Source organism: Martinezella tropici, assembly GCF_008370325.1.
In the GTDB taxonomy this organism is placed as follows: domain Bacteria; phylum Pseudomonadota; class Alphaproteobacteria; order Rhizobiales; family Rhizobiaceae; genus Rhizobium; species Rhizobium tropici_B.
On record NZ_VNIP01000007.1, the window covers coordinates 57652 to 80928 of the forward strand.

Consider the following 23277-nt stretch of genomic DNA (forward strand, 5'->3'; position numbering starts at 1 on the left):
CTCCTGCATTGTTCATGCATTGGAAGATCGTGCTAATAAAAAAGAGCGGGTCCTTGCGGCCCACTCTTCATCACACGATCAAGAATTTGAATGCGGATATAAGCCCGTTTCCGGCAAATTGCAAGGCATTCGCACTGAAACCTGCTCCGCTGCCTATTTCAGCGTCCCGAGCATCGAACTATCGGGATAGCAGGTGGGCTTCATGCCGCTCTTTTCCTGCCATTGGCCGATCGACCGCCGCGTCTTGTAGCCCGGCAGGCCGTCGGTGCCGCCAACGTCGTATCCCTTGCGCTCCAAAGCCTTTTGCATATTGGCGACGTCAGAGCGCAGCATCTTGCCGACATCGCCCCATTTTTCCTGAAAGGCGCCGCTGCCATAGGCGATGCGGTCGGCGAGATTGCCGATATAGAGGCCGTAGAGGTCGGAGTTGTTGTATTCCTTGATGACGTAGAAGTTCGGCGTGACGATGAATTCCGGCCCGTCGCGGCCGGCCGGCACCAGCATCATGCCGCTGGCGCGCATTTCGTCCGCCGGGAGGGCCTTGCCGGAAACCGGCTTGATCCCAAGCGAAGCCCATTGCGAGATCGGCTTGGCGAGATCCGGCCCCTCCTGGGCACAGGAGACAGCCGGCGGGATCGTGGCTTCGTAGCCCCAGCCGCGGCCGCGCTGCCAGCCCTTCTGGATCAGATAGTTGGCTATGGATGCCAGCGTATCAGGCACGGAGGTCCAGATGTTGCGATGGCCGTCGCCATCGAAATCGACGGCATATTTCAGATAGTTGGTCGGCATGAACTGCGGCTGGCCAAGGGCGCCCGCCCAGGAACCCTTGAACTGATCCGGCGTGACGTCGCCATGGTCGAGGATGCGCAATGCTGCGATGATTTCGGTGCGGAACATGTCCTTGCGGGTGGACATGAAGGCCTTGGTCGCCAGCACCTGGACCGCCGAGTTCGGCAGCTTGGCGATACCGAAGCCGGTCTCGCGGCCCCAGATGGCGAGCAGGATGGGTCCCGGCACGCCGTAGGTCTTCTCGATCCGCCCCAGCACCGGCCCATATTGCGAGGCAAGGCTCCGCCCGGTCGTGGCCAGCTTCTGCAGCCGCCCCTCGTTGAAATAGGGGGCGGGGGAAGAGAATTCGGCCTGGCTCTGCGCCTGTTCCTTAGGCTTGGGGAAGCCCGGCGGCTCAAGATCGGGCAGATCCCAGTTCAGCGTCACGCCGGCGAAGGCGGCCTGGAAGGTTTTTTCGGAAATGCTGGCCTTTCGCGCTTCCTGCCAGAGGTCCTTCTGAATCCAGGCCTGGAACTGCGCTTCGACATCGGCTTTGGAAGCGGCGAGCACGGGCAGGGGGAGGAGGGTGAGGAGGATGCAGAGAAGGGAAAGCAGCTTTCGCGCGTGCGGAGCCGCCGATACCCCCCTCTGTCGCTGTCGCGACATCTCCCCCACAAGGGGGGAGATCGTTGGGAGTTCGCTGCCGCTATTATCGGTGAAGCGTTCTTCGGTCTCTGCGGATAGAATGTTCGTTTGAGGCAGGCCGGTGCCACGGGCCACCAATCTCCCCCCTTGTGGGGGAGATGTCACGAAGTGACAGAGGGGGGTGCGCACTCTCCTCATACTCAGTCCTCTCCGTCTCAAATCGTCGTCCGCGCCCGGAGCGCTGCCGCCAGCGTGCCTTCGTCGAGATAATCGAGTTCACCGCCAACAGGCACGCCATGGGCAAGGCGGGTGATCTTGACCTCGAGGCCATCGAGCTGGTCGGTGATATAGTGTGCTGTGGTTTGCCCCTCGACCGTCGCATTGACGGCGATGATGACTTCGCGGACACCGCCTTCGCTGACACGGGCTATCAATCCGCGGATGTTGAGATCGTCGGGTCCGACGCCGTCGAGCGGCGACAGGACGCCGCCGAGAACATGATAGGTGGCGTTCATCGCGCCTGATCGTTCCAGGGCCCATAGGTCGGACACATCCTCGACGACGATGATGACGGATTGGTCGCGCCGCTCGTCGGTGCAGACGGTGCAGGGGTCGACGGTATCGACATTGCCGCAGCGCGAGCAGATCTTCACCTTGTCATAGGCATCGCCCATGGCATGGGAGAGCGGCCCGAGCAGCTGATCCTTCTTCTTGATCAGATGCAGCGCCGCACGACGCGCCGAGCGCGGCCCGAGGCCCGGCACCTTTGCCAGAAGCTGGATGAGTTTTTCGATTTCGGGGCCAGTGACTCGCTTTGCCATGGGAGGCTTTTAGCTCATAAGCTCACGAAACGGAATCACGGAAGGGACGGTTGATGGATGAAAATTCCGGCCGTTTCCCATAGCGAGCTATGATTGCCGAGCTGGGTCGTGCTGGAGGCGATGCCGGCCTCCAGTCTCATCGCATGGCGATCGCCACGGCCGCGCCCGCCATGGTGCCGGCGCTGGCACGATTGGCGATGCGCACGGCACGGCGGCTCTTGAGGAAGGTTCTGGCCTTGGCCGCCAGCATCGCCCAGGAAAGATCGATGATGACAAGCACCGCAAACATCGTCGCCACCAGCTCGGCCCAGCCGGAGATCGTGACGCCATGCAGATCGATGATCGACGGCAGCAGCGCCAGATAGAACACCATGATCTTCGGATTGCCCATGGTGACCGTGAAGCCGGCGAGGAAGAGCCTAGCGGGCGATTGTGCATCCGGCAGCTGTTCCTCGGTCGCATCGGAGGCGGCGAACCACATCTTCCAGGCGAGATAGAGCAGATAGGCGACGCCGAGCCATTTGATTGCCACGAAGGCGAGATGGAAGGTCTCGGCGATGGTCGCAAGGCCGGCAACCGCAAAGGTCAGCCAGATCGCCTCGCCAAGCCACATGCCGGAAAGGAAGGGCAGCACGTTGCGCGCACCCTTCGTCAGCACGCGCGCCACCAGTGCGGCAATGCTTGGCCCCGGCGATCCCGCAGCAATGAACAATGCACCGGCAAAAACAAGCAACATCGACAGGCTCAGCGCATTTCCTCCGATCAGGCAGACTGGAAGATATCTGGAAGATTTGCGCCAGAGATAGCACTCCGGCCCGTCTTTTCCAAACGCCAGATTTGCGCTCAGCCAAGCTCGGTGCGAAAACGCCCAAAGATTGCCTTGCCTTCGGGCCAATCGCCCAGCCCGGATGCCGCATTGATATGGCCGCGCGGCCCGATATCGACGAAGGCGCTGCCCCAGGTATCGGCGCTGCGACGCGCATGATCGAAGGACCCGAACGGATCGTCGGAGCTGGCGACGAGCAGGGATGGAAAGGGCAACCGCTGCAGTGGCGGATTGGCAAAGCTGCCGGCCTCCGCAAGATAGATTTCTCCTGTAGGGTCGGGCGCGGCCACCATAAATGCGCCAAGGATCGCGCTAGTCGTTGACGGAGCCCAATGGGCGATCAGCTGGCAGGCAAGGCTATGCGCGATCAGGATCGGCGGCGTTTTGGAGCGCGAGATCTCCCTCTCCATCGCGGCAATCCAATCCGAGAGGATCGGTCTGTCCCAACTCGACGGCTGGAAACGGCGCATGGTCGGATCATCCCGTTCCCAAAGCGTTTGCCAGTGGCCTTCGCCCGAGCCGCCGAGCCCCGGTAGCGTGATGATGTTGCTCATATCTGTCCTTTCTCCATAATCCCTCATGGAGAAAAGCTGACATGTCGTTTCATCGATTGACATTGCAATCCATCGGATAAAGCTTTCGCCAGCCGATAAATTGAAGGTGAGGGATGGATAGTATCGAAAGAGGGCTGGATCCGACGGATCTGTCGATCATCGAGATCCTGCAGCAGGACGGACGGATCTCGGTGTCGGAGCTTGGCCGCCGCGTCGGCCTTTCGCAGCCGGCAGCTTCGGAGCGGCTGAAGCGGCTGGAGGAGCGCGGCGTCATTGCCGGCTACCGAGCGGTCGTCGATCCCGCCGCCATCGGGCTCGGCATGATGGCTGTCATCCGGCTGCGGACGACGCATGAACATATCCGGCCCTATCTGAAGCAGTTTTCGGAAATGCCCGAGATTATCGAGGTCTTGAGGCTGACAGGCGAGGATTGCTTTCTGTTGAAGGTTCTCGTGCCGACACCATCGGACCTTGAAACCATCGTCGATTCCATTGCCCGTCATGGCGCGGTAACGACGTCGCTGGTGCTGCGAAACGAACCTGCAAAGGCGATCGGCCGCGATCTCATCCGCAAGGCGGCCGCCCGGTGATCGGATAGGACGCCGGCCTCAGAACGGCAGCTTGAAGCCGGGCGGGATCGGCAGGCCGGCGGTCAGTTCGCGGGTCTTTTCGGCCGCCAGTGCCTCGGCCTTCTCCTGGGCGTCCTTGTGAGCCGCGACGATCAGGTCCTCGAGGATTTCGACATCGTCTTCCTTGAAGAGCGACGGATCGATCTTGAGGCCCAGCATCTGGCTCTTGCCGTTGACGGTGACTGTGACGAGGCCGCCGCCGGCCTTGCCTTCGACGCGAATGTCGGCGATCTCCGACTGCATCTTCTCCATCTTGGCCTGCATTTCCTTCACTTTGCCCATCATGCCCATGATGTCGCGCATCGTCATTGGTCCTTCTGCTCTATGCTTCTATTTCCCATCGGCTCAGATGTGCCGTCGGCCGCAACGGTCGTCGAGCCGAGCGGTTCCGCTGCCTTCTATCTTACCCTTAGAATTCTATATCGTCGCCCGGCAGGATGTCGCCATCGACGGATTCGGCTACTGCCGGCGGGGCAGCTGCTTCCTCTTCGTCGTCCGTCTCGGGTGCCCGCACGCGCACGTCGATGATCTTTGCGCCCGGAAATTGCGCCAGGATCGCGGCGACATCGGGGTCTTGGCGCGCATCGGCGACCCGCTGCTTCTGGGCACTGGCCTCAGCTTCGACTAGAGTCGGCTGACCTTCCTCGCGGCTGAGGCTGACGATCCAGTGGATCCCGGTCCATTCCTTGAGCTTGACGGCAAGCTCGTTCAGCAGCGTGCCGGGAGCGCCCTGCGCCAGGCTGACATCGAGCCGGCCCGGCTCCAGCCTGACCGGGCGCACGAAGGTGCGCACCAGCGCCTTCATCTTCGGATCGCGCTTCTGGCTTGCAAGTTCGGCGATATCGGCCATCGAATTGACCGGCACGAGCGGTTTCGGCGCTTCGGCCGGTTTCTGCTCGATGCGGCCGATGGCTTGCGTATCCGGCTGGGTATTCGGCACGGCGCGCAACATGGCGACCGGGGCGGAAGGCATGGGGCGCGGCGCCGGCGTTTCGACGGCGCGTGCCATGGCGTTGCCTTGGTAGGAAACCGCTGCTCCACCGCCATTGCCGCCACCATTACCGATCGGCGCCGACGGCGATGGGCGGGAGCCGCCATTGCCGTCGGCGAATTCGGCAAGCCTGCGTGCCGCATCTTCGGGCGCGGGAAGGTGGGCGGCATGCGCGAGCCGGATCAGCACCATTTCGGCGGCGCCGGCGGTGCGGGAGGCATTCTCCGTCTCGGTAATGCCTTTCAGAAGCATCTGCCAGATGCGGGAAAGTGCGGTTACGGCGACCCCTTGCGCGAATTCCGCTGCTTTCGTGCGCTCGATTTCGCTGAGCGACGGATCGTCGGCGGCATCTGGCACATATTTGAGGCGGGTCACGAGATGGGTGAAATCGGCAAGATCGGTCAGGACGACGACAGGATTGGCGCCAGCCTCGTACTGGCTGTTGAATTCGGCAAGGGCTGCCGAAACGTCGCCTTTGACGACATGGCCGAAGAGATCGACGATGCGGGCGCGGTCGGCAAGCCCGAGCATTGCCCGCACCGCATCGGCAGCCACGAAGCCGCTGCCATGGGCGATCGCCTGGTCGAGCAGCGACAGGCCGTCGCGCGCCGAGCCTTCGGCGGCACGCGCGATCATGGCGAGCGCTTCCGGCTCGGCCTCGATGTCTTCCTTGCCGGCGATGGTGGTGAACAGCCCGACGAGATCGGAGGCACTGATGCGGCGCAGGTCGAAGCGCTGGCAGCGCGAGAGGACCGTGATCGGCACCTTGCGGATTTCGGTGGTGGCGAAGATGAACTTCACATGCTCGGGCGGTTCTTCCAGCGTCTTCAGCAGCCCGTTGAAGGCGGCCGTCGACAGCATGTGCACTTCGTCGATGATGTAGACCTTGTAGCGGGCCGAAACCGGCCGGTAGCGCACCTGCTCGATGATTTCCCGGATATCGTCGATACCGGTATGCGAGGCGGCGTCCATCTCGATGACGTCGACATGCCGGCCTTCCATGATCGCCTGGCAATGCTCGCCGGGTTCGCGCAGGTCGATGGTGGGCCGATCGACTGCAGCGGTCTTGTAGTTGAGGGCGCGGGCCAGGATGCGGGCAGTGGTGGTCTTGCCGACACCGCGCACGCCGGTCAGCATATAGGCCTGGGCGATGCGGCCGGTCTCGAACGCATTGGTCAGCGTGCGAACCATCGGCTCTTGGCCGACCATTAGATCCGTGAAGTCCTTGGGTCTGTATTTGCGGGCCAGCACCCGGTAACCGGTGCCGGTCGAGGCGGCATCTTTTGCTTGTCGCTCGCTGTCGCTCATCGCCCTGCTTTTTGCCCGGTGCCTAGCTTATTGTCCGGCGAAAGCCGGGTCTTGCTTTCGGAAAGGGTGGGAGGCTGGCACGATGACCCGTGCCGGGCTCGTTAGGGCTGCTTCCTTCCGGACCTGACCCGGTTGGCGAGTGGCTCGTCCACCACCAACCTCCCGGATGCACATATCGGCAATATCGCCATCAAAAGCAAGCCAAGGCCAAAAAAAACTGCTAAACATTTGATAAAACAATGGAGGATGCCCCCTTGAAGGAGTTTACGCTCGACGACCGTCTGGCGAATGACAGCGTTTCCGTCGCGATCACCGGCCTTTGCGACGTGCGACTGATGAAGGATCGCCGCTGGCCATGGCTCGTGCTGATCCCTCGCCGGCCCGGCAAATCGGAGGTCTTCGAGCTGACGCCGCTCGACCGGATCCTGCTGACCTTCGAAACCGACAAGGTCGCAAGCGCACTGAAGACGGTGACAGGGGCGACAAAAATCAACGTTGGGGCACTTGGAAATATCGTCCGTCAGCTTCATGTTCATGTCATTGCGCGGTTCGAAGGTGATGCCAACTGGCCAGGTCCCGTCTGGGGCTACGGCAAGGCGGAACCCTATTCCGACGAAGACATGAACAGCCTCATAGCCAAGTTGCGGGAAACGCTTTCACAATGAGCCATTCCATCTTTTCCTCGGATGCGCCGCATCCGGAAGCCAGCAGTCTCACCGCCTTTGCGGAAAACCAGCTCAACCGGGATGCCGAGCATCGCGACGAGGAATCGATCAAGCATGCGCTTGCCAAGGAGGGCACGCATATCCTGGCCTTCGCCCAGGAACGGCTTGTCCTGAAGCATGACGGGCAGGTGCTCGACCCGCTGTTTGCCCGCTATGAGCTGCAGGAGCTCGATCCGAATTGGGAGGAAGCCGTCTTGCTCGGCTATCGCAAAACCGGCGAGCCCAGGCTTGCCGTGCCGGTGCGGGTCAATGCCGACGAGCTTGCCAGCCAGTACAAGCCCGCCGACATGCGCGCGCTCTGGCGCGATCTGCTGCTCGAAGGTGAAATCCTGGGCGAGGCCGCTCAGGGCATGAGCCTCATCCGCTGGAATGGTGACAATCGCTTCTGCGGCCGCTGCGGTTCAGCGATGGAAAGCCGCATCGGCGGCTACAAGCGGGTGTGTACGGCCTGCGAACATATGATCTTCCCGCGCACCGATCCGGTCGTCATCATGCTTTGCATCGACGAGGAAAGGAATCGCTGCCTGCTCGGCCGCAGCCATCATTTCGCGCCGGGCATGTATTCCTGTCTCGCCGGTTTTGTCGAGCCGGGCGAAACCATCGAGAATGCGGTCCGCCGCGAGACGCATGAGGAATCCGGCATCCATATCGGCCGCGTGCGCTATCATGCGTCGCAGCCATGGCCCATGCCGCATTCCCTGATGATCGGCTGTTATGCCGAAGCCAGGTCGACGGAAATCCATATGGACGAGGCCGAGCTCGAGGATTGCCGCTGGTTCACCCCGGAAGAGACGCTCGCCATGCTCGACCGCGTCTCGGCCTCCGGCAACACCTCTCCACCCAAGGGCGCCATTGCCCATCGCCTGATGCGCGACTGGGTGGAATGGAAGCGCTAGGACTATCCCGCCATGGCCCGCTCCGAACGCTTGCTGACGCTGCTGCAGACGCTGCGGCGCTACCGACGTCCGGTCAGCGGTGCCGTTCTGGCGGAGGAGACCGGCGTTAGCCTGCGTACGCTCTATCGCGATATCGCCAGTCTGCAATCGCAGGGCGCCATGATCGAGGGCGAACCCGGCATCGGCTATGTTTTGAAGCCGGGCTTCATCCTGCCGCCGATGATGTTTTCTCAGGATGAGATCGAGGCGCTGGTGCTGGGATCGAGATGGGTGGCGCGCGCGACCGATGCACGCCTGGCGGCCGCCGGAACCGACGCCCTCGCCAAGATCGCCGCTGTGCTGCCCGCCGAGATGCGCGAGGCGATCGACCAGGCGGCGGTGGTCGTCGCCACGCGCCGGATAACGGAGGACAAGGCCGATCTTTCCCTCATGCGCAAAGCGATCCGCACCGAGCGCATGGTGCAATTGACCTATGGCGACGTGAACGGCGCCATCTCGACCCGGCGCATTTGGCCCTTCGCGCTCGGCTATTTCGATAATGCGCGCATCATCATGGCCTGGTGCGAGCTGCGCCAGGATTTTCGCCATTTCCGCGCCGACCGCATTGTCGATTTCGCGGTGCTGGAGGCTCGCTACCCTCGCCGCCGCATCGCGCTCGCACGGGAATGGCACGCTCGTGAGGGCATGGTCCACGATTGATCCGCCAACGCACACTACTGCCAGAAACTGTCAGTAGGCGCGACTATTATGGGCACCATCCAATCAGGAAGGAGGACCGATCATGGCAAGCAACGTTGTCATCACCACGAAGCAACCGCATCACGGCGGCGTCGAGGTGCGCAAAGACAAAAATCTTTCGATGCCGGCATGGCCCGCTCGCCTCTCGCAGATTGCGCTTGGCTATTTTACCCGCCGCTGGGATCGCCTCGATATCGAGGAAACGCCGAATTCCGTAAAGCGCGACCTGGGCTTCCTAGACGGCCGCGCCCCTTATCGTGAGGAAGACCGGATGCACTGAGCGCATCCTTAGAGCAATTCCAGGAAAAGTGCTGAGCGGTTTTCCGTCTGGAATAGCGAGACAATAAAGAATTAGAGCGGTTCAGAGATTCCGTGAAAAGCTGATCCGCTTCAACTCCAGGCTCACTTACTGACACGATCCCATTGCCCTTCTACCGGCAGGCTCAGCACCGCCCGCCGGATCGCATCCGCATGCCTTCATATCCATCCAAACAAGAGGAATATCCAAATGACCAGCCCGAATCTCATCATCTTCTACGTCAAGGACCCCGGCGAAAGCACGCCGTTCTATCGCGACCTGTTCGGCCGCGAACCGACCTTCGCGTCGCCGAATTTCGTGGCCTTCGCGCTCGACAACGGCCTCAGCCTCGGTCTGTGGCGCCGCAGCAGCGTCGAGCCGCAGCCCTCGGCCATCGGCAACCGCGGCGAATTGGGCTTCATGGTCGAAGGCACCGGTGCCGTCGAACAGCATTACAAGGATTGGAAGGCGCGCGGCCTGCCGATCGCGCAGGAGCTGACGACGATGGATTTCGGCCCGACCTTCGTCGTGCTCGATCCCGATGGCCATCGCCTGAGAGTTTGTGAGCCGGATAAGTGAATTCCACGCCCTGCTTGCCCCTCACCCTAACCCTCTCCCCGCTCGCGGGGAGAGGGACGACCTCAGGTCCTCGCCAAGCTCGATGATGGAAGGCAGGCTGTAGGTGCGTCTATTCCTTCTCCCCGCAGGCGGGGAGAAGGTGGCCGAAAGGCCGGATGAGGGGCTAGCGGCGAACGCCGGAGATCGTTTCATCAAAGTGGCTTGCCATGCAGTCATGCCAATCGTCCGCATTGACTTCCAGCGTTTGCAAAAGAAACTGATCGATACACTTGGAGCCAAAGGAGGGCCAATTGCTACATCACATCTCATTTGGCGTGTCGAATATCGAAAAATCCGCCGCGTTCTACGACGCCGCCTTCGCGCCGCTCGGCTATGTCAGGGTCTGGGAAGACTTGAACCCAGGCGATCCCGGCCAGGCGATCGGATACGGTCCTCTGGGTGGAGGCGATAAGTTCGCCATCAAACTGAGGGGCAGGGAGGCTCATGCGCCAGGCCCAGGCTTCCATCTCGCCTTTGCCGCGCCGGGCCGCGAGGCCGTCGTCCTCTTTCATAAGGCCGCATTGGCTCATGGTGGCAAGGACAATGGCGCACCAGGTCTTCGACCTCATTACGGGCCGAATTATTTCGCCGCCTTCGTCATCGATCCGGACGGGCATCGCATCGAGGTCGTTACCAAGGCCGCAGAATAGCTAGCGGTTGGAAGTCACAAGGATACTGTTATCGGCCCTCGTGGTTCGAGGCTTCGCTCTTCGAGCTCCGCACCTCACCAGGAGGTGGCCCGGGTTCGCGCCGGATGTTAAAGATCGCCCCGCGTCGGATGGCCCTTGTAGACGCCGAGAATGCGGACCTTTTCGGAGAAGAAGCGCAGTTCTTCCAGCGCGCGGCGCACATGCGCATCGGAGGGATGGCCCTCGATGTCGGCATAGAACTGCGTTGCGACAAAACGGCCGCCGAGCTGGTAGCTTTCCAGCTTTGTCATGTTGATGCCGTTGGTGGCGAAGCCGCCGAGCGCCTTGTAGAGGGCGGCCGGAATGTTGCGGACGTTGAAGACGAAGGTGGTGACGATCTTCTCGTCCGGCGAGCTGCGCTCAGCCCAGTTCTCGTCGCGCGACAGGACGACGAAGCGCGTCATGTTGTCTTCGGTGTCCTCGACATTCTCGGCGATGATCTCGAGGCCATAGAGATCGGCTGCAAGCCGCGGCGCCAGCGCCGCCATGCTGCGGTCACCGGTTTCCTGCACCAGCTTGGCCGCACCTGCCGTGTCGCCGGCGATGACCGGCTTCCAGCCATTGGCGCGCACGATGTTGCGGCATTGGCCGAGCGCGTGGATGTGGCTGTGCACGGTGCGGATCTCTTCCTTCTTGACCCCCGGCAGCACCATCAGCTGGAAGCGGATCGGCATGAAATATTCGCCGACGATATGCAGGCGCGATTCCGGCAGCAGATGATGAATGTCGGCAACACGACCGGCGATCGTGTTTTCGATCGGAATCATGCCGAGATCGGCCTCGCCGTTGTCGATGGCGGAAAAGGCATCCTCGAAGGTCTGGCAGGGCAAGGGCTCCATGGTCGGGAACATGTCGCGGCTGGCCATGTCGGAATTGGCGCCGTAGTCGCCCTGGAACGAGATCTTGTTGGTCTTGCTGATCATGGAACTGCCTTTGGAGGACTGCCGTCAAAGAGAGGCGGCGGAGAGGATGCGTCTGGCCTTTTCGAGGTCGGCGGGAGTATCGACACCGAGCGGAACCGTGTCAACGATCTCGACATCGATGCGCATGCCGGCTTCGAGCGCCCGCAACTGCTCCAGCGATTCGCGCAGTTCCAGCGGCGACGGGCCGGCCTTGACGAATTTTTCCAGCGCGGCTCGGCGGTAGGCGTACAGGCCGATGTGATGATAGAGCGGCCCCTTGCCATAGGGCGCGGTGGCGCGGGTGAAGTAGAGGGCGCGCAGGCGGCTCTCCGAGATCGGCGAGCCTATGACCTTGACGACGCTCGGTGCGGTTTTTTCTTCCTCGTCCTTGATCTCGACGGTCAGCGTAGCGATGTCGACGGCCGGGTTTTCGAGCGGGCGCAGCGAGGCGCGGATGGTGTCGGGATCGATCGTTGGCAGGTCGCCCTGCACGTTGACGACGATTTCGGCGCGGCCTTCGGGGTCGACGGCCTGAAGCGCCTCGTAGATGCGGTCCGAGCCGGATTGATGGTCGGTGCGCGTCATGACGACGTCGAAGCCGGCATTGACGACCGCGGCATAGGTATCCGCATGGTCGACGGCGACGACGATGCGACCGATCGCCGCCTCGCGCGCACGCTTGGCAACCTGTACGATCATGGGCAGGCCGCAAATATCGGCGAGCGGCTTGCCCGGCAGGCGCGTGGAGGCCATGCGGGCGGGAATGAGGACCAGCGTCTTGTCTAAATTTGAATCAGTCATTGTTGGGCCTTCTATTCCCGAGGGAAAAGTGTCAAAACGTCTCACTGTGGAGGCCGTTTACAGAGTTGCAAGAAACAGCCAAAAGACATAGGTTTCGCGCGAATTCAAGATGGGCCGGCGGAGGATGCTGGCGGCGAGGGGAGCATAGCAGATGAATTCATCCTACGTGAACATGGGTGTCGGGGCGCTTTTGGCCACGCTGTTCGTGTTGAAGTCCGTGTCGCTCGCGTCAGGATTTATTTTCCATTCAGAGACGCCGGAAAAGCCCGGTTTCGCCATTGTTGCGACCGAAGAACCGGCTGCGGGCGGTGACAAGGGTGCGGCCGCCAAGGCGGAAACGCCGATCGCCCAGCTGCTGCAGAAGGCTGACGCCAAGGCCGGCGAAGCCATCTTCAAGAAGTGTCAGGCCTGTCATTCGGGAGAAAAGGGTGGACCGAACAAGGTCGGTCCTGATCTCTGGGCTATCGTCGACCGCCCTGTCGCCGAGCATGAGGGCTTTGCCTATTCGGCCGGCATGAAGGATTTTTCCAAGGGCGGCTCGGAAAAGTGGACCTACGATCATCTCTACCACTTCCTCGCGGCTCCGAAGAAGTTCGTCGCCGGCACGGCTATGGGCTTTGCCGGCCTGCCGAAGGAAGAGGACCGCGCCAACGTGATCGCCTATCTGCGCACGCTCGCCGATACGCAGGTGCCGTTGCCGGATCCGAACGCACCGGCCGCCACGAACTGAGATAATCTGAATGATGGATTGAAAACCCGGCCGTCAGAGCCGGGTTTTCGTGTTGCTGTTCAGACCGAATGGCGGCGTGATCTCGTCCTCTGATCAAGGTCGAAGACTTTGAGACCATCCACGGCACTCGGAGGAATGCGCCAGTCTTCCGCGGCCAGCGCCTTGCGGGCATCGCGCAAGCCGGCCTCCCAATGCTCATGCATCGATAGCGCCGAAAACTCGTAGTCCTTCGAATGCGAGCGAAACTGCTTGTTGCGATAGATCAGGTGAATGATGGTGACGCCGTAATCGGAGCAATGCTGCTCCAGCTTGCTGATTTCCGGATCGGCCTTGGCCTCTTCGGGAAGTCGGGCATAAAGCTCCGATATCGCGCGACGCAGGCGATGGCGCTCCAGAAAGAGATCGGTATTGAGCCGGGTGCGGCTCGAATAGGTGATGTCCTTGCGCCGTTCCTCCACCTCCTCCAGATCCTGAGGCAGCGGCCCGACGGCGCTGAAGAGATCGACCTGAAAGACGACCGTGTCGATCGCGGCGCCGTTGCGCAGCACGTAGGTGAGCGGCGTATTCGAGACGAGGCCGCCATCCCAATAATACTCACCGCCGATCTTGATCGCCGGAAAGCCGGGCGGCAGCGCGCCGCTCGCCATGACGTGCTCGGGCGCTATTCTGATATCCCGGTTGTCGAAGAAAGCGAAGTTGCCGGTGCGCACGTTGACCGCGCCGAGGCTGAGGCGCACCGGACCATGGTTGATCCGGTCGAAATCGACATGATCGAGCAGCGTCTGGCGCAACTGTTCGGTATCGTAGACGCTGGTGGCACCCGCCGAGCCGCGCGCTTGAAACCATGCCGGGAGTTGCCAGGGGGAGAAGAAACCGGGCACGCCGAAGGTCGATACCCACCAGCTGCTGACGGTGCGATAGAAAGGGTTCGTCTCTCGCTGTCGCTCCATCAGGAGGTCCACGGGAAGCTGGATGGTGACCTTGTTCCAGAAGGAGCGCAGCTTCTCAAGCCGCTCGCCCGGCACGTTGCCGGCCATTATGGAGGCGTTGATGGCGCCGATCGAGATGCCGGCGATCCAGTCCGGTTCGATATTCTGTTCTCTGAGCGCCTGAAAGGCGCCGGCCTGATAAGAGCCGAGCGCGCCGCCGCCCTGCAGCACGAAAACTTTCTGCGAATAGGCGGACGCTGGATTGGTAAGCGGAGCTGCAATATTCATGTGCCATCCTTTGCTGCGCTCCGGGTGGGAAGGCCGGGATGCGCAAAACTATGACCATTTTCCTGCCTGCTTCCCCGAATGCGGAGAGATGCCATTGCGAATCGGCGCGTCCGGACCGGCGCTAGGCGAGCAGATAGGCCCAGAGCGACACCGAGAATGCCCCGAGCGCTGTCGTCAAGGTAATCGTCGAGGCGGCGAGACTGTGACCGACGCCGAAGCGATTGGCAATCAGCCATGCGTTCACACCTGTGGGAACGGCGGCAGTGAGCACGAGTGCTGCCCGCCATTCCGGGCTGAGCCCGAGCAGAAAACCGGCCGCCAGCACGCAGGCGGGCAGCAGAAGCAGCTTGAAGCTGGCAATCACGCTGGTGATGCCGAGATTGCCCGACAGCCCGTATTGGCGCAGCGCCATGCCGAGCGAGATCAGCGCCGCCGGGCCAGCGATGTTGGCGATGCTGTCGACCACGGTGCCGAGCGTCGCGGGGATGGGAATGCCTGTGAGGTGAACGACGAGGCCGCAGAAAAGCCCGATGACAAGCGGATTGCGCACCAGGTTCCTGCCGACCTGCCGTAGCAATTCGCCGGCGCTGCGGCCGGCGCCGGCATTCTCCTTGCGCTCGGCCTGTTCCATCAACAGCGTGCCGGCGATCATCATGGTCGGCAGGTGCACGGCAATCAGGATCGACATCGCCATGACGCCGTCCGGCCCGACAGTGCGTCCCACCAGCGGCAGGCCGATGAAAATCGTATTGGCGAAGGCGGATGAGACGCCGGCAAGCACGCCGATGCGTGCATCCCGCCCGAACATCCGCGTTGCAACGATATGGCCGGCAGTCCATGTGACGGCGACACCGGAGAAATAGGCGATCCATAGCCGAAAGGGTGAAGCGCCGCGAAAATTCGCCTCGGCGATGGTCTGGAACAGCAAGAGCGGCACGGCGACCTTGAAGACGAACTCGCTCATCGCCTCGCCGACCTCCGCTTTCAACAGGCCGGTGCGTACGATGACCCAGCCGACGAGAATGAGCAGGAAGACCGGAAGGACATCGGTGAGGATTTCGGACATGCCAGGCGAGGGCCGTGAAAATCGTGGCTCGGGAAGGGCGATCCGGGAGTTGTAGCAGCTTGCTCAAAGCATGTCGCGCAAAAGTGTGCAGCGGTTTTGCGACGATGACATGCGCAAAATCAAGAGCTTAAAGCGCAGGGAGCGAATCTGAAAGATCGCGACGCGCTGGACGCGTGAGAACCCGTAAAAACAAAAAAGCGGGCAATGCCCGCTTGTGTGTCCGGCCCCGCCGGAAAATCCCCCCGGTGCACATGCCGCCAGTTCATCCGTGGTCGGCCCGCGTACCGGTGAGGCGGAAGGCATCATTCCTTCCCAGACTGGCTCGGAAGCCTTGTGAGCTTCCCATCCCAGCCGCTAGATAAGCATTTAGAGATAGAAAGTGACAGGCAAATGACTGATCGGGATTTAGTTGGCCGCGGCGGCGCTGATTTTTCTTCCAAACTTCGGAAAAACCGATAATACCGGATACCGGCTATCACCAATACCGGGATCCTCCAATAGATGACTCGCTTCGATGTACTGACCGTCGGCAACGCCATCGTCGACATTATCGCCCGTTGCGACGATCAGTTCCTGATCGACAACACGATCACCAAAGCCGCTATGAACCTCATAGACGCCGAGCGCGCCGAGCTGCTTTATTCGCGCATGGGCCCGGCTCTGGAAGCCTCGGGCGGCAGTGCCGGCAACACGGCGGCAGGTGTCGCGAATTTCGGCGGTAAAGCAGCCTATTTCGGCAAGGTCGCCGAAGACCAGCTCGGCCAGATCTTCGCGCATGATATCCGCGCCCAGGGCGTGCATTACGAAACCAAGGCGAAGGGGACCTTCCCGCCGACCGCCCGTTCGATGATCTTCGTCACCGAGGATGGCGAACGCTCGATGAACACCTATCTCGGCGCCTGTGTCGAACTTGGGCCTGAAGACGTCGAGGAAGGGGTCGTCGCCGATGCCAAGGTGACCTATTTCGAAGGCTATCTTTGGGATCCACCGCGCGCCAAGGAAGCTATCCGCGACTGCGCCCGCATTGCCCACGCCAATGGCCGGGAAATGTCGATGACACTGTCCGACAGCTTCTGCGTCGGCCGCTATCGGCACGAATTCCTTGACCTGATGCGTTCCGGCACCGTCGATATCGTCTTCGCCAACCGCGACGAGGCCTTGTCGTTGTACGAGACCGATGATTTCGAGAAGGCACTGACGCTGATATCAGCCGATTGCAAGATTGCGGCCGTGACGACAGGCAAGGACGGCGCCGTCATCGTGCGCGGCAATGAACGCTATGTGGTCGATGCCCACCCGATCGAGGAGCGCGTTGATACGACCGGTGCGGGCGATCTTTTCGCCGCCGGTTTCCTGTTCGGCTATACGCAGGGCCGTAGCCTGGAAGATTGCGGCAAGCTCGGCAACCTTGCCGCGGCTATCGTCATCGAGCAGATCGGCCCGCGGCCGATGCGGTCGCTCTCGGAAGCCGCCAGGGAATTCGGGCTGCTCTGACCGAAGTCGTCTTCAGATTCCTAATCTGCAGATCATGGAAGCCGCCTTCAGCAAATCGCTGGGCGGCTTTTGCTAATGAAGCTGCCAAAGGGCCTCTCACCGAAAGAGTGTGGCAGTTCCCGCTTCATAGAGGATGAGGATGCCGAGCGCGATCAGGACGAATGGCACGACCCTGTGTCCGTATCGCCTGATCGGTGCGCCGAGCTTCGGATGATTGACGAGGGAGTGGGCCGCGCCTAGCCAGATAGCCGTCAGCGCTGCGAAAATGCAGCCGATGGTCAGGATCTCGTAAGCGGAGCGGGTGGCGAAGAGCGGTGTGTAGATGCTGATATTGTCGCCGCCATTGGCAATCGTCACCAGCGCGACGGCTACGATATTGCCGTGCCCGGCTGAGGCTTTCTGGTGATCTTCCGCATCATCTCCCGTCTCGACGCCGTTCCAGTTCTCCCACAATCGCCTCAGGCCGAAATAGATCGGAGCAAGGCCGAGCAGGCCGACATAGGCGGCCGGAATGACGAGGACGAGCAGCGAGGCGACGGCGCTGAAGCCATAGAGCGCGCCGATGCCGAGATATTGACCGATGACGATTTGGTTCAAGCGGAATTTAGGATCGGCAAAGAAACCGAGAAGAACGAAGATGTCATCTATGTTCGTCGAAACGAACGTGGCGATGGCAACGCCGAAAACACCAAGCACATAACCCAAGATCGCCGCTCTCCCTTTGCGATACCGGATATATCACTGCGCCGGAAAAATCGCGCGGCTGCATTCATCGTGGAACGATTCGGGTTTGGTTATTTGAAGGCTTCGCCGGGGTAAGCGCCCCAGATCTCGGATTGCGCCACCCAGCCCTCGGTGCCGTCGGCGCTGACGAGGCACCAGTCGCCGGTGCATTCCTTGACGGTCATCATCACGCCGGGCTGAAGCTTGGCGACGACGGCGGCGGATGGTTGGGACTCACGGCGCATGTTGACGAAGACGGCCTTGCCCTTGCCCTTCATCCAGGGAGCGGCAATCGCCGAGCGCTGGCCCGACAGCAGCGACTGGTTGACCCAACCCTCGGTGCCGTCGGCATCGCGCACGCGCCGCCAATTATCATATTCCTGGATGATTTCGACCGGCAGCCCCTGCTTGAGGTAGAGCCACGACACGGCATAATCCGCGCTTGGCCCGATGCGCAGATTGACGCGTTTCGACTTCAGCGTGACGAAGCGCGGCAGCGGCAGGCCGCTCGGCCCCTTGGCCGCCTGGGCGGCGGCAAGATCCGCTGACGCAGCGGCCATCATCAGGCCGATTGCGAAAATGGCGCAGGACTTCAATACTTTGCCACGCATGGGATTTCCGTTCGTTCGTCATGACAAAGGCGCCGTTCCGGCAACCTTTCGCTCCGGTGAGCGGCAAATCCCCGGATCGCGTCAGCGAGTTTTGTTTGTCTTCGCCTGCGGGTCTGGTAGAAATGCCCGGAACGGGAAAATTATCCTGCTTCTTGGTTAAGAACATCTGAACAAGGCATCGCCGCTCGCCATGACGACGAAGAAAAAACCGAAGGTCTACGTCACGCGCAAACTGCCGGATGCGGTGGAGACGCGAATGCGCGAACTCTTCGATGCCGAGCTCAATATCGACGATCGCCCGCGCAGCAAGGCCGAGCTGATCCAGGCCGTCCGATCGGTCGATGTGCTGGTGCCCACGGTCACCGATCGTATCGACGCAGAGGTGATCGACGAAGCAGGCCCGCAGATGAAGCTCATTGCCAGTTTCTCCAACGGCACGGATCATATCGATGTCGAGGCTGCCGCCCGGCGCGGCATCACCGTCACCAATACGCCCAATGTGCTGACCGAAGATACCGCAGACATGACCATGGCGCTCATCCTCGCCGTGCCGCGGCGTCTGGCGGAAGGTGCGCGCGTGCTGACCGATAATCCCGGCGAGTGGGCCGGATGGTCGCCCACCTGGATGCTCGGCCGCCGCATCCACGGCAAGCGCATCGGCATCGTCGGCATGGGGCGCATCGGCACGGCCGTCGCCCGCCGTGCCAAGGCCTTCGGCCTGTCGATCCATTATCACAATCGCAAGCGCGTCAATCCCGCGACCGAGGACGAGCTGGAGGCGACCTATTGGGACAGCCTCGACCAGATGCTCGCCCGCGTCGATATCGTTTCGGTCAATTGCCCCTCGACCCCGGCCACCTACCATCTGATCTCGGCGCGCCGCCTGGCGCTGCTGCAGCCGACGAGCTACATCGTCAATACGGCGCGCGGCGACGTCATTGACGAGACGGCGCTGATCAAGATTCTGCGCGAGGGCAAGATCGCCGGCGCAGGCCTCGACGTGTTCGAGAATGAGCCTGCCGTCAATCCGAAGCTGGTGAAGCTTGCCAACGAGGGCAAGGTGGTGATCCTGCCGCATATGAGTTCGGCCACGCTCGAAGGCCGAATCGACATGGGCGACAAGGTCATCATCAACATCCGCACCTTCATCGACGGTCATCGCCCGCCCAATCGCGTGCTGCCGTTTCGGTGATCGAAGCGTCCTGATTCGCCCGTCGAAACCGGGCTGAATACCAGGCTGCAAATTTCATCTCAGTTCCCTCTCGCCGGCCATGCGCATGTCATAAAGTCGGCCCAGAGGTGACCGCAAACACAAATCAGGAAGGGCGGAAATCATGGCGCGGGCGCTGCCGCATGAGCGGATTCAATATGTGGTCGAGGGCGGCTTCAAGCTGTCGGGCGAGATCGAGCCGAGCGGCAACAAGAACGCCGCATTGCCGATCATCGCCGCATCGCTTCTGACCGATCAACGCGTCGAGCTCAGCAACGTGCCACGCATCCGCGATGTCGAGGCGCTGGTGGAGCTGATCCAATCCGTCGGCGCCAAGGTGCGTTGGCTCGGTCGCAACGAGCTCGAAATTGAAGCGCGGGAGCTTCGGCCCGCCAATCTCGATCCCGATCTCTGTGCCCGCATCCGCGCCTCCATCCTGCTTGCCGGTCCGATGCTGGCGCGCTGCGGCGAGATCACCCTGCCGCCGCCCGGCGGCGATATCATCGGTCGCCGGCGCGTCGATACGCATTTCCTGGCGCTGGAGCAGCTCGGCACCAAGATCGAGGTCAACAGCGTCTACAGCTTCCGCACGGAAGGGCTGCGTGGCGCCGATGTCTTCCTTGACGAGCCATCCGTGACGGCAACGGAAAATGCGCTTTGCGCCGCGGTTTTCGCTGAAGGGACGACGATCTTGCGCAATTGCGCCTCAGAGCCGCATGTGCAGGATCTTGCTCGTTTCTTGATTGCCATGGGCGCTCGGATCGAGGGCGTCGGCACCAATATGATGACCATCCATGGAGGCCAGCGGCTCGGCGGTGCATCGCATCGCATCGGCCCCGATCACAATGAGGTTGGCTCACTGATCGGCCTTGCTGCCGTCACCGGCTCGGAAATCACCATCCGCCGTGCAGGCGTCGAGCATCTGCGTTCCACCCTGATGACCTTCGAGCGCCTCGGCATCCGCTGCCAGATCGATGGCGACGATCTCATCATCCGCTCCGGTCAGGAGATGAAGATCCAGCCTGATTTCGGCGGCCATATTCCGAAGATCGAAGACCAGCCCTGGCCGGCCTTTCCGGCCGATACCATGTCGATCGCCATCGTCACCGCCTCGCAATGCGATGGTGTCGTGCTGATGTTCGAGAAAATGTTCGAAAGCCGCATGTTCTTCGTCGACAAGCTGATCGCCATGGGTGCCCGCATCGTATTGTGCGATCCGCATCGCGCCATCGTCGCCGGCCCCTCCAAGCTGCGAGCCGCCCAGCTCGAAAGCCCGGATATTCGCGCCGGCATGGCGATGCTGATCGCGGCGATGTGCGCCGAGGGCACGAGCGTCATCAACAATGCCCAACAGATCGAGCGTGGCTATGAGCGCATCGAGGAGCGGCTGAACGCCATGGGTGCCCGCATTACCCGCATCCCGCCCCGCGAGGCGTGAAGGCTCCAAACGTCGGCGGAAGATGCGCTAGAGCAATTCCAGCAAAAGTGCGAAGCGGTTTTGCGTCCGGAACTGCGTAAAAACAAGAGGATAGAGCGTTTTCGCGATTCGAAGAAAAGCGGAAATGTTCTAGGCTATCGCCTTGCGCATCTCGATCGATGTCGTCCGATCAAAGCCTGCGTGACGGTTTTCGGCAGTCTTCCGGAAGCCCCAGGCGGCGAAGGTGGCATGGTTGCCGATCAGCTCGATCCGCGTTTCCAGCCTCAGGGTCTTAAGGCCAAGCTCCCGAGCCGTTGTCTCGGCCAGGTCAAGCAGGCGTTTGCCGATGCCCTTGCCCTGCGCAGTCGGCAGCACGGCGAGCTTACCGACATAAAGACTTTCCGTCTCCGGTCGGCAGAAAATGCAACCGGCTAACTGTTTGCCTTCGAATGCGACGTAAGCGATCTCGCTGCTTGCCTTTAGCTTCAACGTTTCGGGCGTCAGGCCAAGCGCGGAGGAGGGAGGATCGATCTGTCCGTTCATATAGGCGAAGGATGCCAGGATGAGATCCAGCAACGCATCCCAGCGGTCGAAGCCCTCATCAAGGCGACGAAACGTGATTTCGCTCATTCCGCCGCGACCCGAGCGCGTTTGCGGCGATAGCGTACGGTTTCGAAGCGCGAGGAAAGCCCGTCATAGAGCAGCAGGCGGCCGATCAGCGGTTCGCCGATGCCTGTGATGAGCTTGATCGCCTCCATCGTCATCAGCGTGCCGATGACGCCGGTCAGGGCGCCGATGATGCCCGCTTCCGCGCAGCTCGGAATCAGGCCCTCCGGCGGCGGTGCCGGGAAGAGATCCCGATAACGCGGATTGAGGTTGCTGTCCGCGTCGCTTTCGTAAGGCTTCAGCGTCGTCACGGACCCATCGAATCGGCCGACAGCGCCGGTCACCAGCGGCAAACGCGCTGCTTCGGTCGCATCGGCAGCCGCATAGCGCGTGTCGAAATTGTCCGAGCCATCGATGACGAGATCGAAGCCGGCAAGGTGTCGCGTGGCGGTATCGGCGCTGAACCGCTCCTCGAAGCGGATGACACGCACATGCGGGTTCAGCCGCGCGATGGCGTCTGCCGCACTCTGCGTCTTCATCTCACCGATCGTGCCGGTATCGTGAATGACCTGCCGTTGCAGGTTGGACAGCGAAACCCGGTCGTCATCGGCAATGCCAAGCGTGCCGACACCGGCGGCAGCGAGATATTGCAGTACCGGCGCGCCAAGACCGCCGGCGCCGATGACAAGCACGCGCGCTGCCTTCAATCGCTGCTGGCCGGCGCCGCCGACCTCCGGCAGAAGGATATGGCGGTGATAGCGGGCGATTTCGTCTGAGGTCAAAAGATCCATGGACGCGAGTCTACCACAATCGGGGAGGAGGAGGCGCTAGGATTTCGTAATGCCGCCATGCGCCACGGTAAAGAATTGCGCGCGCTCACCAAGGGCCGAGAACATGGACTTGTCCGTGCCAGTCATGAAGGCCTGGCCGCCGAGCCCGTCGATGAGATCGAAGAGCGCCCCACGCCGGCCCTCGTCAAGATGGGCGGCGATCTCGTCGAGCAGCAGGATCGGCGCATAGCCCGTTAGGTTGCCGACCAGACGCGCATGGGCAAGGATAAGGCCGACGAGCAGGGCTTTCTGCTCGCCCGTCGAGCAGCGCTCCGCCTCCATGTCCTTTTCGCGATGCCGAACCAGAAGATCGGCCCGATGCGGCCCATCCAGCGTGCGGCCGGCGGCTGCATCGCGATAACGCCCTTCGCGCAGCATATCGGCATAGGCGTCTTCCAGATCGACGGCCGGCCGGTCAAACTGTCCGTCGAGGAAGCCGGAGAGCTCGAGCGCTGCCGAGGGGAAAGGCGTGGTCTCGCGCGTTTCGGCGATCAGCCGCGAGAGAAGGCCGAGCATTTCCTGCCGCGCGATCGCCATGGCGATCCCGAGGCTCGCCATCTGTTCCTCGATGCCGGCAAGCCAGGAGGGATCGAACCGGCTTTCGGACAAAAGCTTGTTGCGGCTGCGCATGGCACGCTCGAAATCGCTAGCCCGGCGGCCATGGGCAGGATCGAGCGACAGCACAAGTCGGTCGAGGAAGCGGCGGCGCTCTGAGGAGCCGCCGGTGAACAGGCCGTCCATGGCCGGCGTCAGCCAGAGAACACGCAGATGATCGGTCAGCTCGTCGACTGTCTTGGCCGGCGTGCCGTTGATTCGAAGTCTGCGCGCGGCTGATTCGTCGGTCGTATCGATGCCGGTGCCGATCTCGACAGTGCCTTCCATGCCCTCAAGCTCGGCGAAGATCGAAAATCCGCCTGGCGCATTGACCCGGGTGACATCGGCATAGGCGGCGCGGCGCAGGCCGCGCCCGGGCGACAGCAGCGAGACTGCTTCCATGAGATTGGTCTTGCCGGCGCCATTGTCGCCGGTCAGCACCACATGCCGCTCGTCAAGCGTCAGCGCCGCCGCCGCATAGTTGCGGAAGTCGGTAAGCTTCAGGCGCGAGATGGAAACCTTGTTCGGCATCGGTCCTTGGGATTCGTAATCAATGGGCGAGGGGTATGC

Annotated in this window: 26 protein-coding genes and 1 other RNA gene; 11 read left to right on the top strand and 16 right to left on the bottom strand. The window is 61.8% G+C overall.

What is annotated here, in order from left to right:
• Positions 1-153 precede the first annotated feature (153 nt).
• The 4 genes from FP026_RS12910 to FP026_RS12925 all read right to left on the bottom strand — a co-directional run bounded on the left by FP026_RS12910 (position 154) and on the right by FP026_RS12925 (position 3614).
• Complete coding sequence (locus tag FP026_RS12910; RefSeq protein ID WP_149635070.1) at positions 154-1434, bottom strand: lytic murein transglycosylase; 1281 nt, start codon at positions 1432-1434, stop codon at positions 154-156.
• A 194-nt stretch (positions 1435-1628) separates the two neighbouring features.
• On the bottom strand, positions 1629-2234 hold the full coding sequence (gene recR / locus FP026_RS12915; protein ID WP_149635034.1) for a recombination mediator RecR: 606 nt from the start codon (positions 2232-2234) through the stop codon (positions 1629-1631).
• Between the two features lie 136 nt (positions 2235-2370).
• Positions 2371-2970 (bottom strand): LysE family translocator, encoded by a 600-nt coding sequence (locus tag FP026_RS12920; RefSeq protein ID WP_432444119.1) that lies wholly within the window; start codon positions 2968-2970, stop codon positions 2371-2373.
• A 107-nt stretch (positions 2971-3077) separates the two neighbouring features.
• Positions 3078-3614, bottom strand: coding sequence for an RBBP9/YdeN family alpha/beta hydrolase (locus FP026_RS12925; RefSeq protein WP_149635035.1), 537 nt, complete (start codon positions 3612-3614; stop codon positions 3078-3080).
• Between the two features lie 113 nt (positions 3615-3727).
• On the opposite strand from FP026_RS12925, the gene FP026_RS12930 reads away from it, so the two are divergent.
• Positions 3728-4204 carry an Lrp/AsnC family transcriptional regulator gene (locus FP026_RS12930; RefSeq protein WP_149635036.1) on the top strand — a complete coding sequence of 159 codons (477 nt, stop codon included), beginning with the start codon at positions 3728-3730 and terminating at the stop codon, positions 4202-4204.
• A gap of 18 nt (positions 4205-4222) precedes the next feature.
• On the opposite strand, the gene FP026_RS12935 is transcribed toward FP026_RS12930, so the two are convergent.
• The 3 genes from FP026_RS12935 to ffs all read right to left on the bottom strand — a co-directional run bounded on the left by FP026_RS12935 (position 4223) and on the right by ffs (position 6705).
• Positions 4223-4546 (bottom strand): YbaB/EbfC family nucleoid-associated protein, encoded by a 324-nt coding sequence (locus tag FP026_RS12935; protein ID WP_149635072.1) that lies wholly within the window; start codon positions 4544-4546, stop codon positions 4223-4225.
• Positions 4547-4652: 106 nt separating this feature from the next.
• Positions 4653-6542 carry a DNA polymerase III subunit gamma/tau gene (locus FP026_RS12940; protein WP_149635037.1) on the bottom strand — a complete coding sequence of 630 codons (1890 nt, stop codon included), beginning with the start codon at positions 6540-6542 and terminating at the stop codon, positions 4653-4655.
• A 66-nt stretch (positions 6543-6608) separates the two neighbouring features.
• An RNA gene (gene ffs / locus FP026_RS12945) (signal recognition particle sRNA small type) lies at positions 6609-6705 on the bottom strand.
• 91 nt (positions 6706-6796) lie between these two features.
• Here ffs and FP026_RS12950 point away from each other — a divergent pair.
• The 6 genes from FP026_RS12950 (at position 6797) to FP026_RS12980 (ending at position 10467) form a co-directional block, all read left to right on the top strand.
• Positions 6797-7207 (top strand): HIT family protein, encoded by a 411-nt coding sequence (locus FP026_RS12950; protein WP_149635038.1) that lies wholly within the window; start codon positions 6797-6799, stop codon positions 7205-7207.
• Entirely contained in the window at positions 7204-8163 is a 960-nt protein-coding gene (gene nudC / locus FP026_RS12955; protein ID WP_149635039.1) for an NAD(+) diphosphatase, read from the top strand. The genes FP026_RS12950 and nudC overlap by 4 nt, the downstream gene beginning before the upstream one ends.
• Positions 8164-8175: 12 nt before the next feature.
• A complete protein-coding gene (locus tag FP026_RS12960) occupies positions 8176-8862 on the top strand; it encodes a helix-turn-helix transcriptional regulator (protein ID WP_149635040.1) in 687 nt (228 codons plus the stop codon).
• Between the two features lie 82 nt (positions 8863-8944).
• The gene (locus FP026_RS12965; protein WP_149635041.1) at positions 8945-9181 is read left to right on the top strand and encodes a hypothetical protein; all 237 of its coding nucleotides are present in this window, start codon (positions 8945-8947) and stop codon (positions 9179-9181) included.
• A gap of 228 nt (positions 9182-9409) precedes the next feature.
• Entirely contained in the window at positions 9410-9778 is a 369-nt protein-coding gene (locus FP026_RS12975) for a VOC family protein (protein ID WP_149635043.1), read from the top strand.
• Between the two features lie 290 nt (positions 9779-10068).
• Positions 10069-10467: a VOC family protein gene (locus FP026_RS12980; RefSeq protein WP_149635044.1), complete on the top strand. Its 399-nt coding sequence runs from the start codon at positions 10069-10071 to the stop codon at positions 10465-10467.
• A gap of 107 nt (positions 10468-10574) precedes the next feature.
• On the opposite strand, the gene FP026_RS12985 is transcribed toward FP026_RS12980, so the two are convergent.
• Together FP026_RS12985 and FP026_RS12990 are read right to left on the bottom strand one after the other, a co-directional pair.
• On the bottom strand, positions 10575-11429 hold the full coding sequence (locus FP026_RS12985) for a prephenate dehydratase (RefSeq protein WP_149635045.1): 855 nt from the start codon (positions 11427-11429) through the stop codon (positions 10575-10577).
• Positions 11430-11453: 24 nt separating this feature from the next.
• On the bottom strand, positions 11454-12209 hold the full coding sequence (locus FP026_RS12990; RefSeq protein WP_149635046.1) for a 3-deoxy-manno-octulosonate cytidylyltransferase: 756 nt from the start codon (positions 12207-12209) through the stop codon (positions 11454-11456).
• Between the two features lie 151 nt (positions 12210-12360).
• Between FP026_RS12990 and FP026_RS12995 the strand changes: the two genes are divergently transcribed.
• The gene (locus FP026_RS12995; protein WP_149635047.1) at positions 12361-12939 is read left to right on the top strand and encodes a c-type cytochrome; all 579 of its coding nucleotides are present in this window, start codon (positions 12361-12363) and stop codon (positions 12937-12939) included.
• A 59-nt stretch (positions 12940-12998) separates the two neighbouring features.
• Here the strand turns inward: FP026_RS12995 and FP026_RS13000 are convergent, their stop codons facing one another.
• Together FP026_RS13000 and FP026_RS13005 are read right to left on the bottom strand one after the other, a co-directional pair.
• Positions 12999-14156 carry a patatin-like phospholipase family protein gene (locus FP026_RS13000; RefSeq protein ID WP_149635048.1) on the bottom strand — a complete coding sequence of 386 codons (1158 nt, stop codon included), beginning with the start codon at positions 14154-14156 and terminating at the stop codon, positions 12999-13001.
• A 121-nt stretch (positions 14157-14277) separates the two neighbouring features.
• Positions 14278-15222 carry an AEC family transporter gene (locus FP026_RS13005; RefSeq protein WP_149635049.1) on the bottom strand — a complete coding sequence of 315 codons (945 nt, stop codon included), beginning with the start codon at positions 15220-15222 and terminating at the stop codon, positions 14278-14280.
• A gap of 501 nt (positions 15223-15723) precedes the next feature.
• Between FP026_RS13005 and FP026_RS13010 the strand changes: the two genes are divergently transcribed.
• On the top strand, positions 15724-16716 hold the full coding sequence (locus FP026_RS13010) for an adenosine kinase (protein ID WP_149635050.1): 993 nt from the start codon (positions 15724-15726) through the stop codon (positions 16714-16716).
• Between the two features lie 96 nt (positions 16717-16812).
• Here FP026_RS13010 and FP026_RS13015 read toward each other — a convergent pair whose 3' ends face one another.
• Positions 16813-17412 carry a cadmium resistance transporter gene (locus FP026_RS13015; protein WP_246665329.1) on the bottom strand — a complete coding sequence of 200 codons (600 nt, stop codon included), beginning with the start codon at positions 17410-17412 and terminating at the stop codon, positions 16813-16815.
• 98 nt (positions 17413-17510) lie between these two features.
• On the bottom strand, positions 17511-18050 hold the full coding sequence (locus tag FP026_RS13020) for an SH3 domain-containing protein (protein ID WP_149635052.1): 540 nt from the start codon (positions 18048-18050) through the stop codon (positions 17511-17513).
• A gap of 190 nt (positions 18051-18240) precedes the next feature.
• Between FP026_RS13020 and FP026_RS13025 the strand changes: the two genes are divergently transcribed.
• Both FP026_RS13025 and murA read left to right on the top strand, forming a co-directional pair.
• The gene (locus FP026_RS13025) at positions 18241-19242 is read left to right on the top strand and encodes a 2-hydroxyacid dehydrogenase (protein WP_149635053.1); all 1002 of its coding nucleotides are present in this window, start codon (positions 18241-18243) and stop codon (positions 19240-19242) included.
• Positions 19243-19384: 142 nt separating this feature from the next.
• Positions 19385-20698 (top strand): UDP-N-acetylglucosamine 1-carboxyvinyltransferase, encoded by a 1314-nt coding sequence (gene murA / locus FP026_RS13030; RefSeq protein WP_149635054.1) that lies wholly within the window; start codon positions 19385-19387, stop codon positions 20696-20698.
• 129 nt (positions 20699-20827) lie between these two features.
• Here the strand turns inward: murA and FP026_RS13035 are convergent, their stop codons facing one another.
• Genes FP026_RS13035 through recF form a run of 3 tightly spaced genes read right to left on the bottom strand, consistent with a single transcriptional unit; the run spans position 20828 to position 23238 of the window.
• Entirely contained in the window at positions 20828-21307 is a 480-nt protein-coding gene (locus FP026_RS13035) for a GNAT family N-acetyltransferase (protein WP_149635055.1), read from the bottom strand.
• Positions 21304-22074 carry a molybdopterin-synthase adenylyltransferase MoeB gene (locus FP026_RS13040; protein ID WP_149635056.1) on the bottom strand — a complete coding sequence of 257 codons (771 nt, stop codon included), beginning with the start codon at positions 22072-22074 and terminating at the stop codon, positions 21304-21306. Before FP026_RS13040 ends, FP026_RS13035 begins: the two co-directional genes overlap by 4 nt.
• A 36-nt stretch (positions 22075-22110) precedes the next feature.
• Entirely contained in the window at positions 22111-23238 is a 1128-nt protein-coding gene (gene recF, locus FP026_RS13045; RefSeq protein ID WP_149635057.1) for a DNA replication/repair protein RecF, read from the bottom strand.
• Positions 23239-23277: the final 39 nt, after the last annotated feature.

Coding starts and splice junctions, on each gene's coding strand:
- recF (WP_149635057.1), bottom strand. CDS start 23,238: ATGCCGAACAAGGTTTCCATCTCGCGCCTGAAGCTTACCGACTTCCGC.
- FP026_RS13005 (WP_149635049.1), bottom strand. CDS start 15,222: ATGTCCGAAATCCTCACCGATGTCCTTCCGGTCTTCCTGCTCATTCTC.
- FP026_RS12985 (WP_149635045.1), bottom strand. CDS start 11,429: ATGATCAGCAAGACCAACAAGATCTCGTTCCAGGGCGACTACGGCGCC.
- FP026_RS13000 (WP_149635048.1), bottom strand. CDS start 14,156: ATGAATATTGCAGCTCCGCTTACCAATCCAGCGTCCGCCTATTCGCAG.
- FP026_RS13025 (WP_149635053.1), top strand. CDS start 18,241: ATGACGACGAAGAAAAAACCGAAGGTCTACGTCACGCGCAAACTGCCG.
- murA (WP_149635054.1), top strand. CDS start 19,385: ATGGCGCGGGCGCTGCCGCATGAGCGGATTCAATATGTGGTCGAGGGC.
- FP026_RS12990 (WP_149635046.1), bottom strand. CDS start 12,209: ATGACTGATTCAAATTTAGACAAGACGCTGGTCCTCATTCCCGCCCGC.
- FP026_RS12930 (WP_149635036.1), top strand. CDS start 3,728: ATGGATAGTATCGAAAGAGGGCTGGATCCGACGGATCTGTCGATCATC.
- nudC (WP_149635039.1), top strand. CDS start 7,204: ATGAGCCATTCCATCTTTTCCTCGGATGCGCCGCATCCGGAAGCCAGC.
- FP026_RS13035 (WP_149635055.1), bottom strand. CDS start 21,307: ATGAGCGAAATCACGTTTCGTCGCCTTGATGAGGGCTTCGACCGCTGG.
- FP026_RS12910 (WP_149635070.1), bottom strand. CDS start 1,434: ATGTCGCGACAGCGACAGAGGGGGGTATCGGCGGCTCCGCACGCGCGA.
- FP026_RS12960 (WP_149635040.1), top strand. CDS start 8,176: ATGGCCCGCTCCGAACGCTTGCTGACGCTGCTGCAGACGCTGCGGCGC.
- FP026_RS12925 (WP_149635035.1), bottom strand. CDS start 3,614: ATGAGCAACATCATCACGCTACCGGGGCTCGGCGGCTCGGGCGAAGGC.
- recR (WP_149635034.1), bottom strand. CDS start 2,234: ATGGCAAAGCGAGTCACTGGCCCCGAAATCGAAAAACTCATCCAGCTT.
- FP026_RS13020 (WP_149635052.1), bottom strand. CDS start 18,050: ATGCGTGGCAAAGTATTGAAGTCCTGCGCCATTTTCGCAATCGGCCTG.
- FP026_RS13010 (WP_149635050.1), top strand. CDS start 15,724: ATGACTCGCTTCGATGTACTGACCGTCGGCAACGCCATCGTCGACATT.
- FP026_RS12965 (WP_149635041.1), top strand. CDS start 8,945: ATGGCAAGCAACGTTGTCATCACCACGAAGCAACCGCATCACGGCGGC.
- FP026_RS12935 (WP_149635072.1), bottom strand. CDS start 4,546: ATGCGCGACATCATGGGCATGATGGGCAAAGTGAAGGAAATGCAGGCC.
- FP026_RS12995 (WP_149635047.1), top strand. CDS start 12,361: ATGAATTCATCCTACGTGAACATGGGTGTCGGGGCGCTTTTGGCCACG.
- FP026_RS12975 (WP_149635043.1), top strand. CDS start 9,410: ATGACCAGCCCGAATCTCATCATCTTCTACGTCAAGGACCCCGGCGAA.
- FP026_RS13040 (WP_149635056.1), bottom strand. CDS start 22,074: ATGGATCTTTTGACCTCAGACGAAATCGCCCGCTATCACCGCCATATC.
- FP026_RS12940 (WP_149635037.1), bottom strand. CDS start 6,542: ATGAGCGACAGCGAGCGACAAGCAAAAGATGCCGCCTCGACCGGCACC.
- FP026_RS12920 (WP_432444119.1), bottom strand. CDS start 2,970: ATGTTGCTTGTTTTTGCCGGTGCATTGTTCATTGCTGCGGGATCGCCG.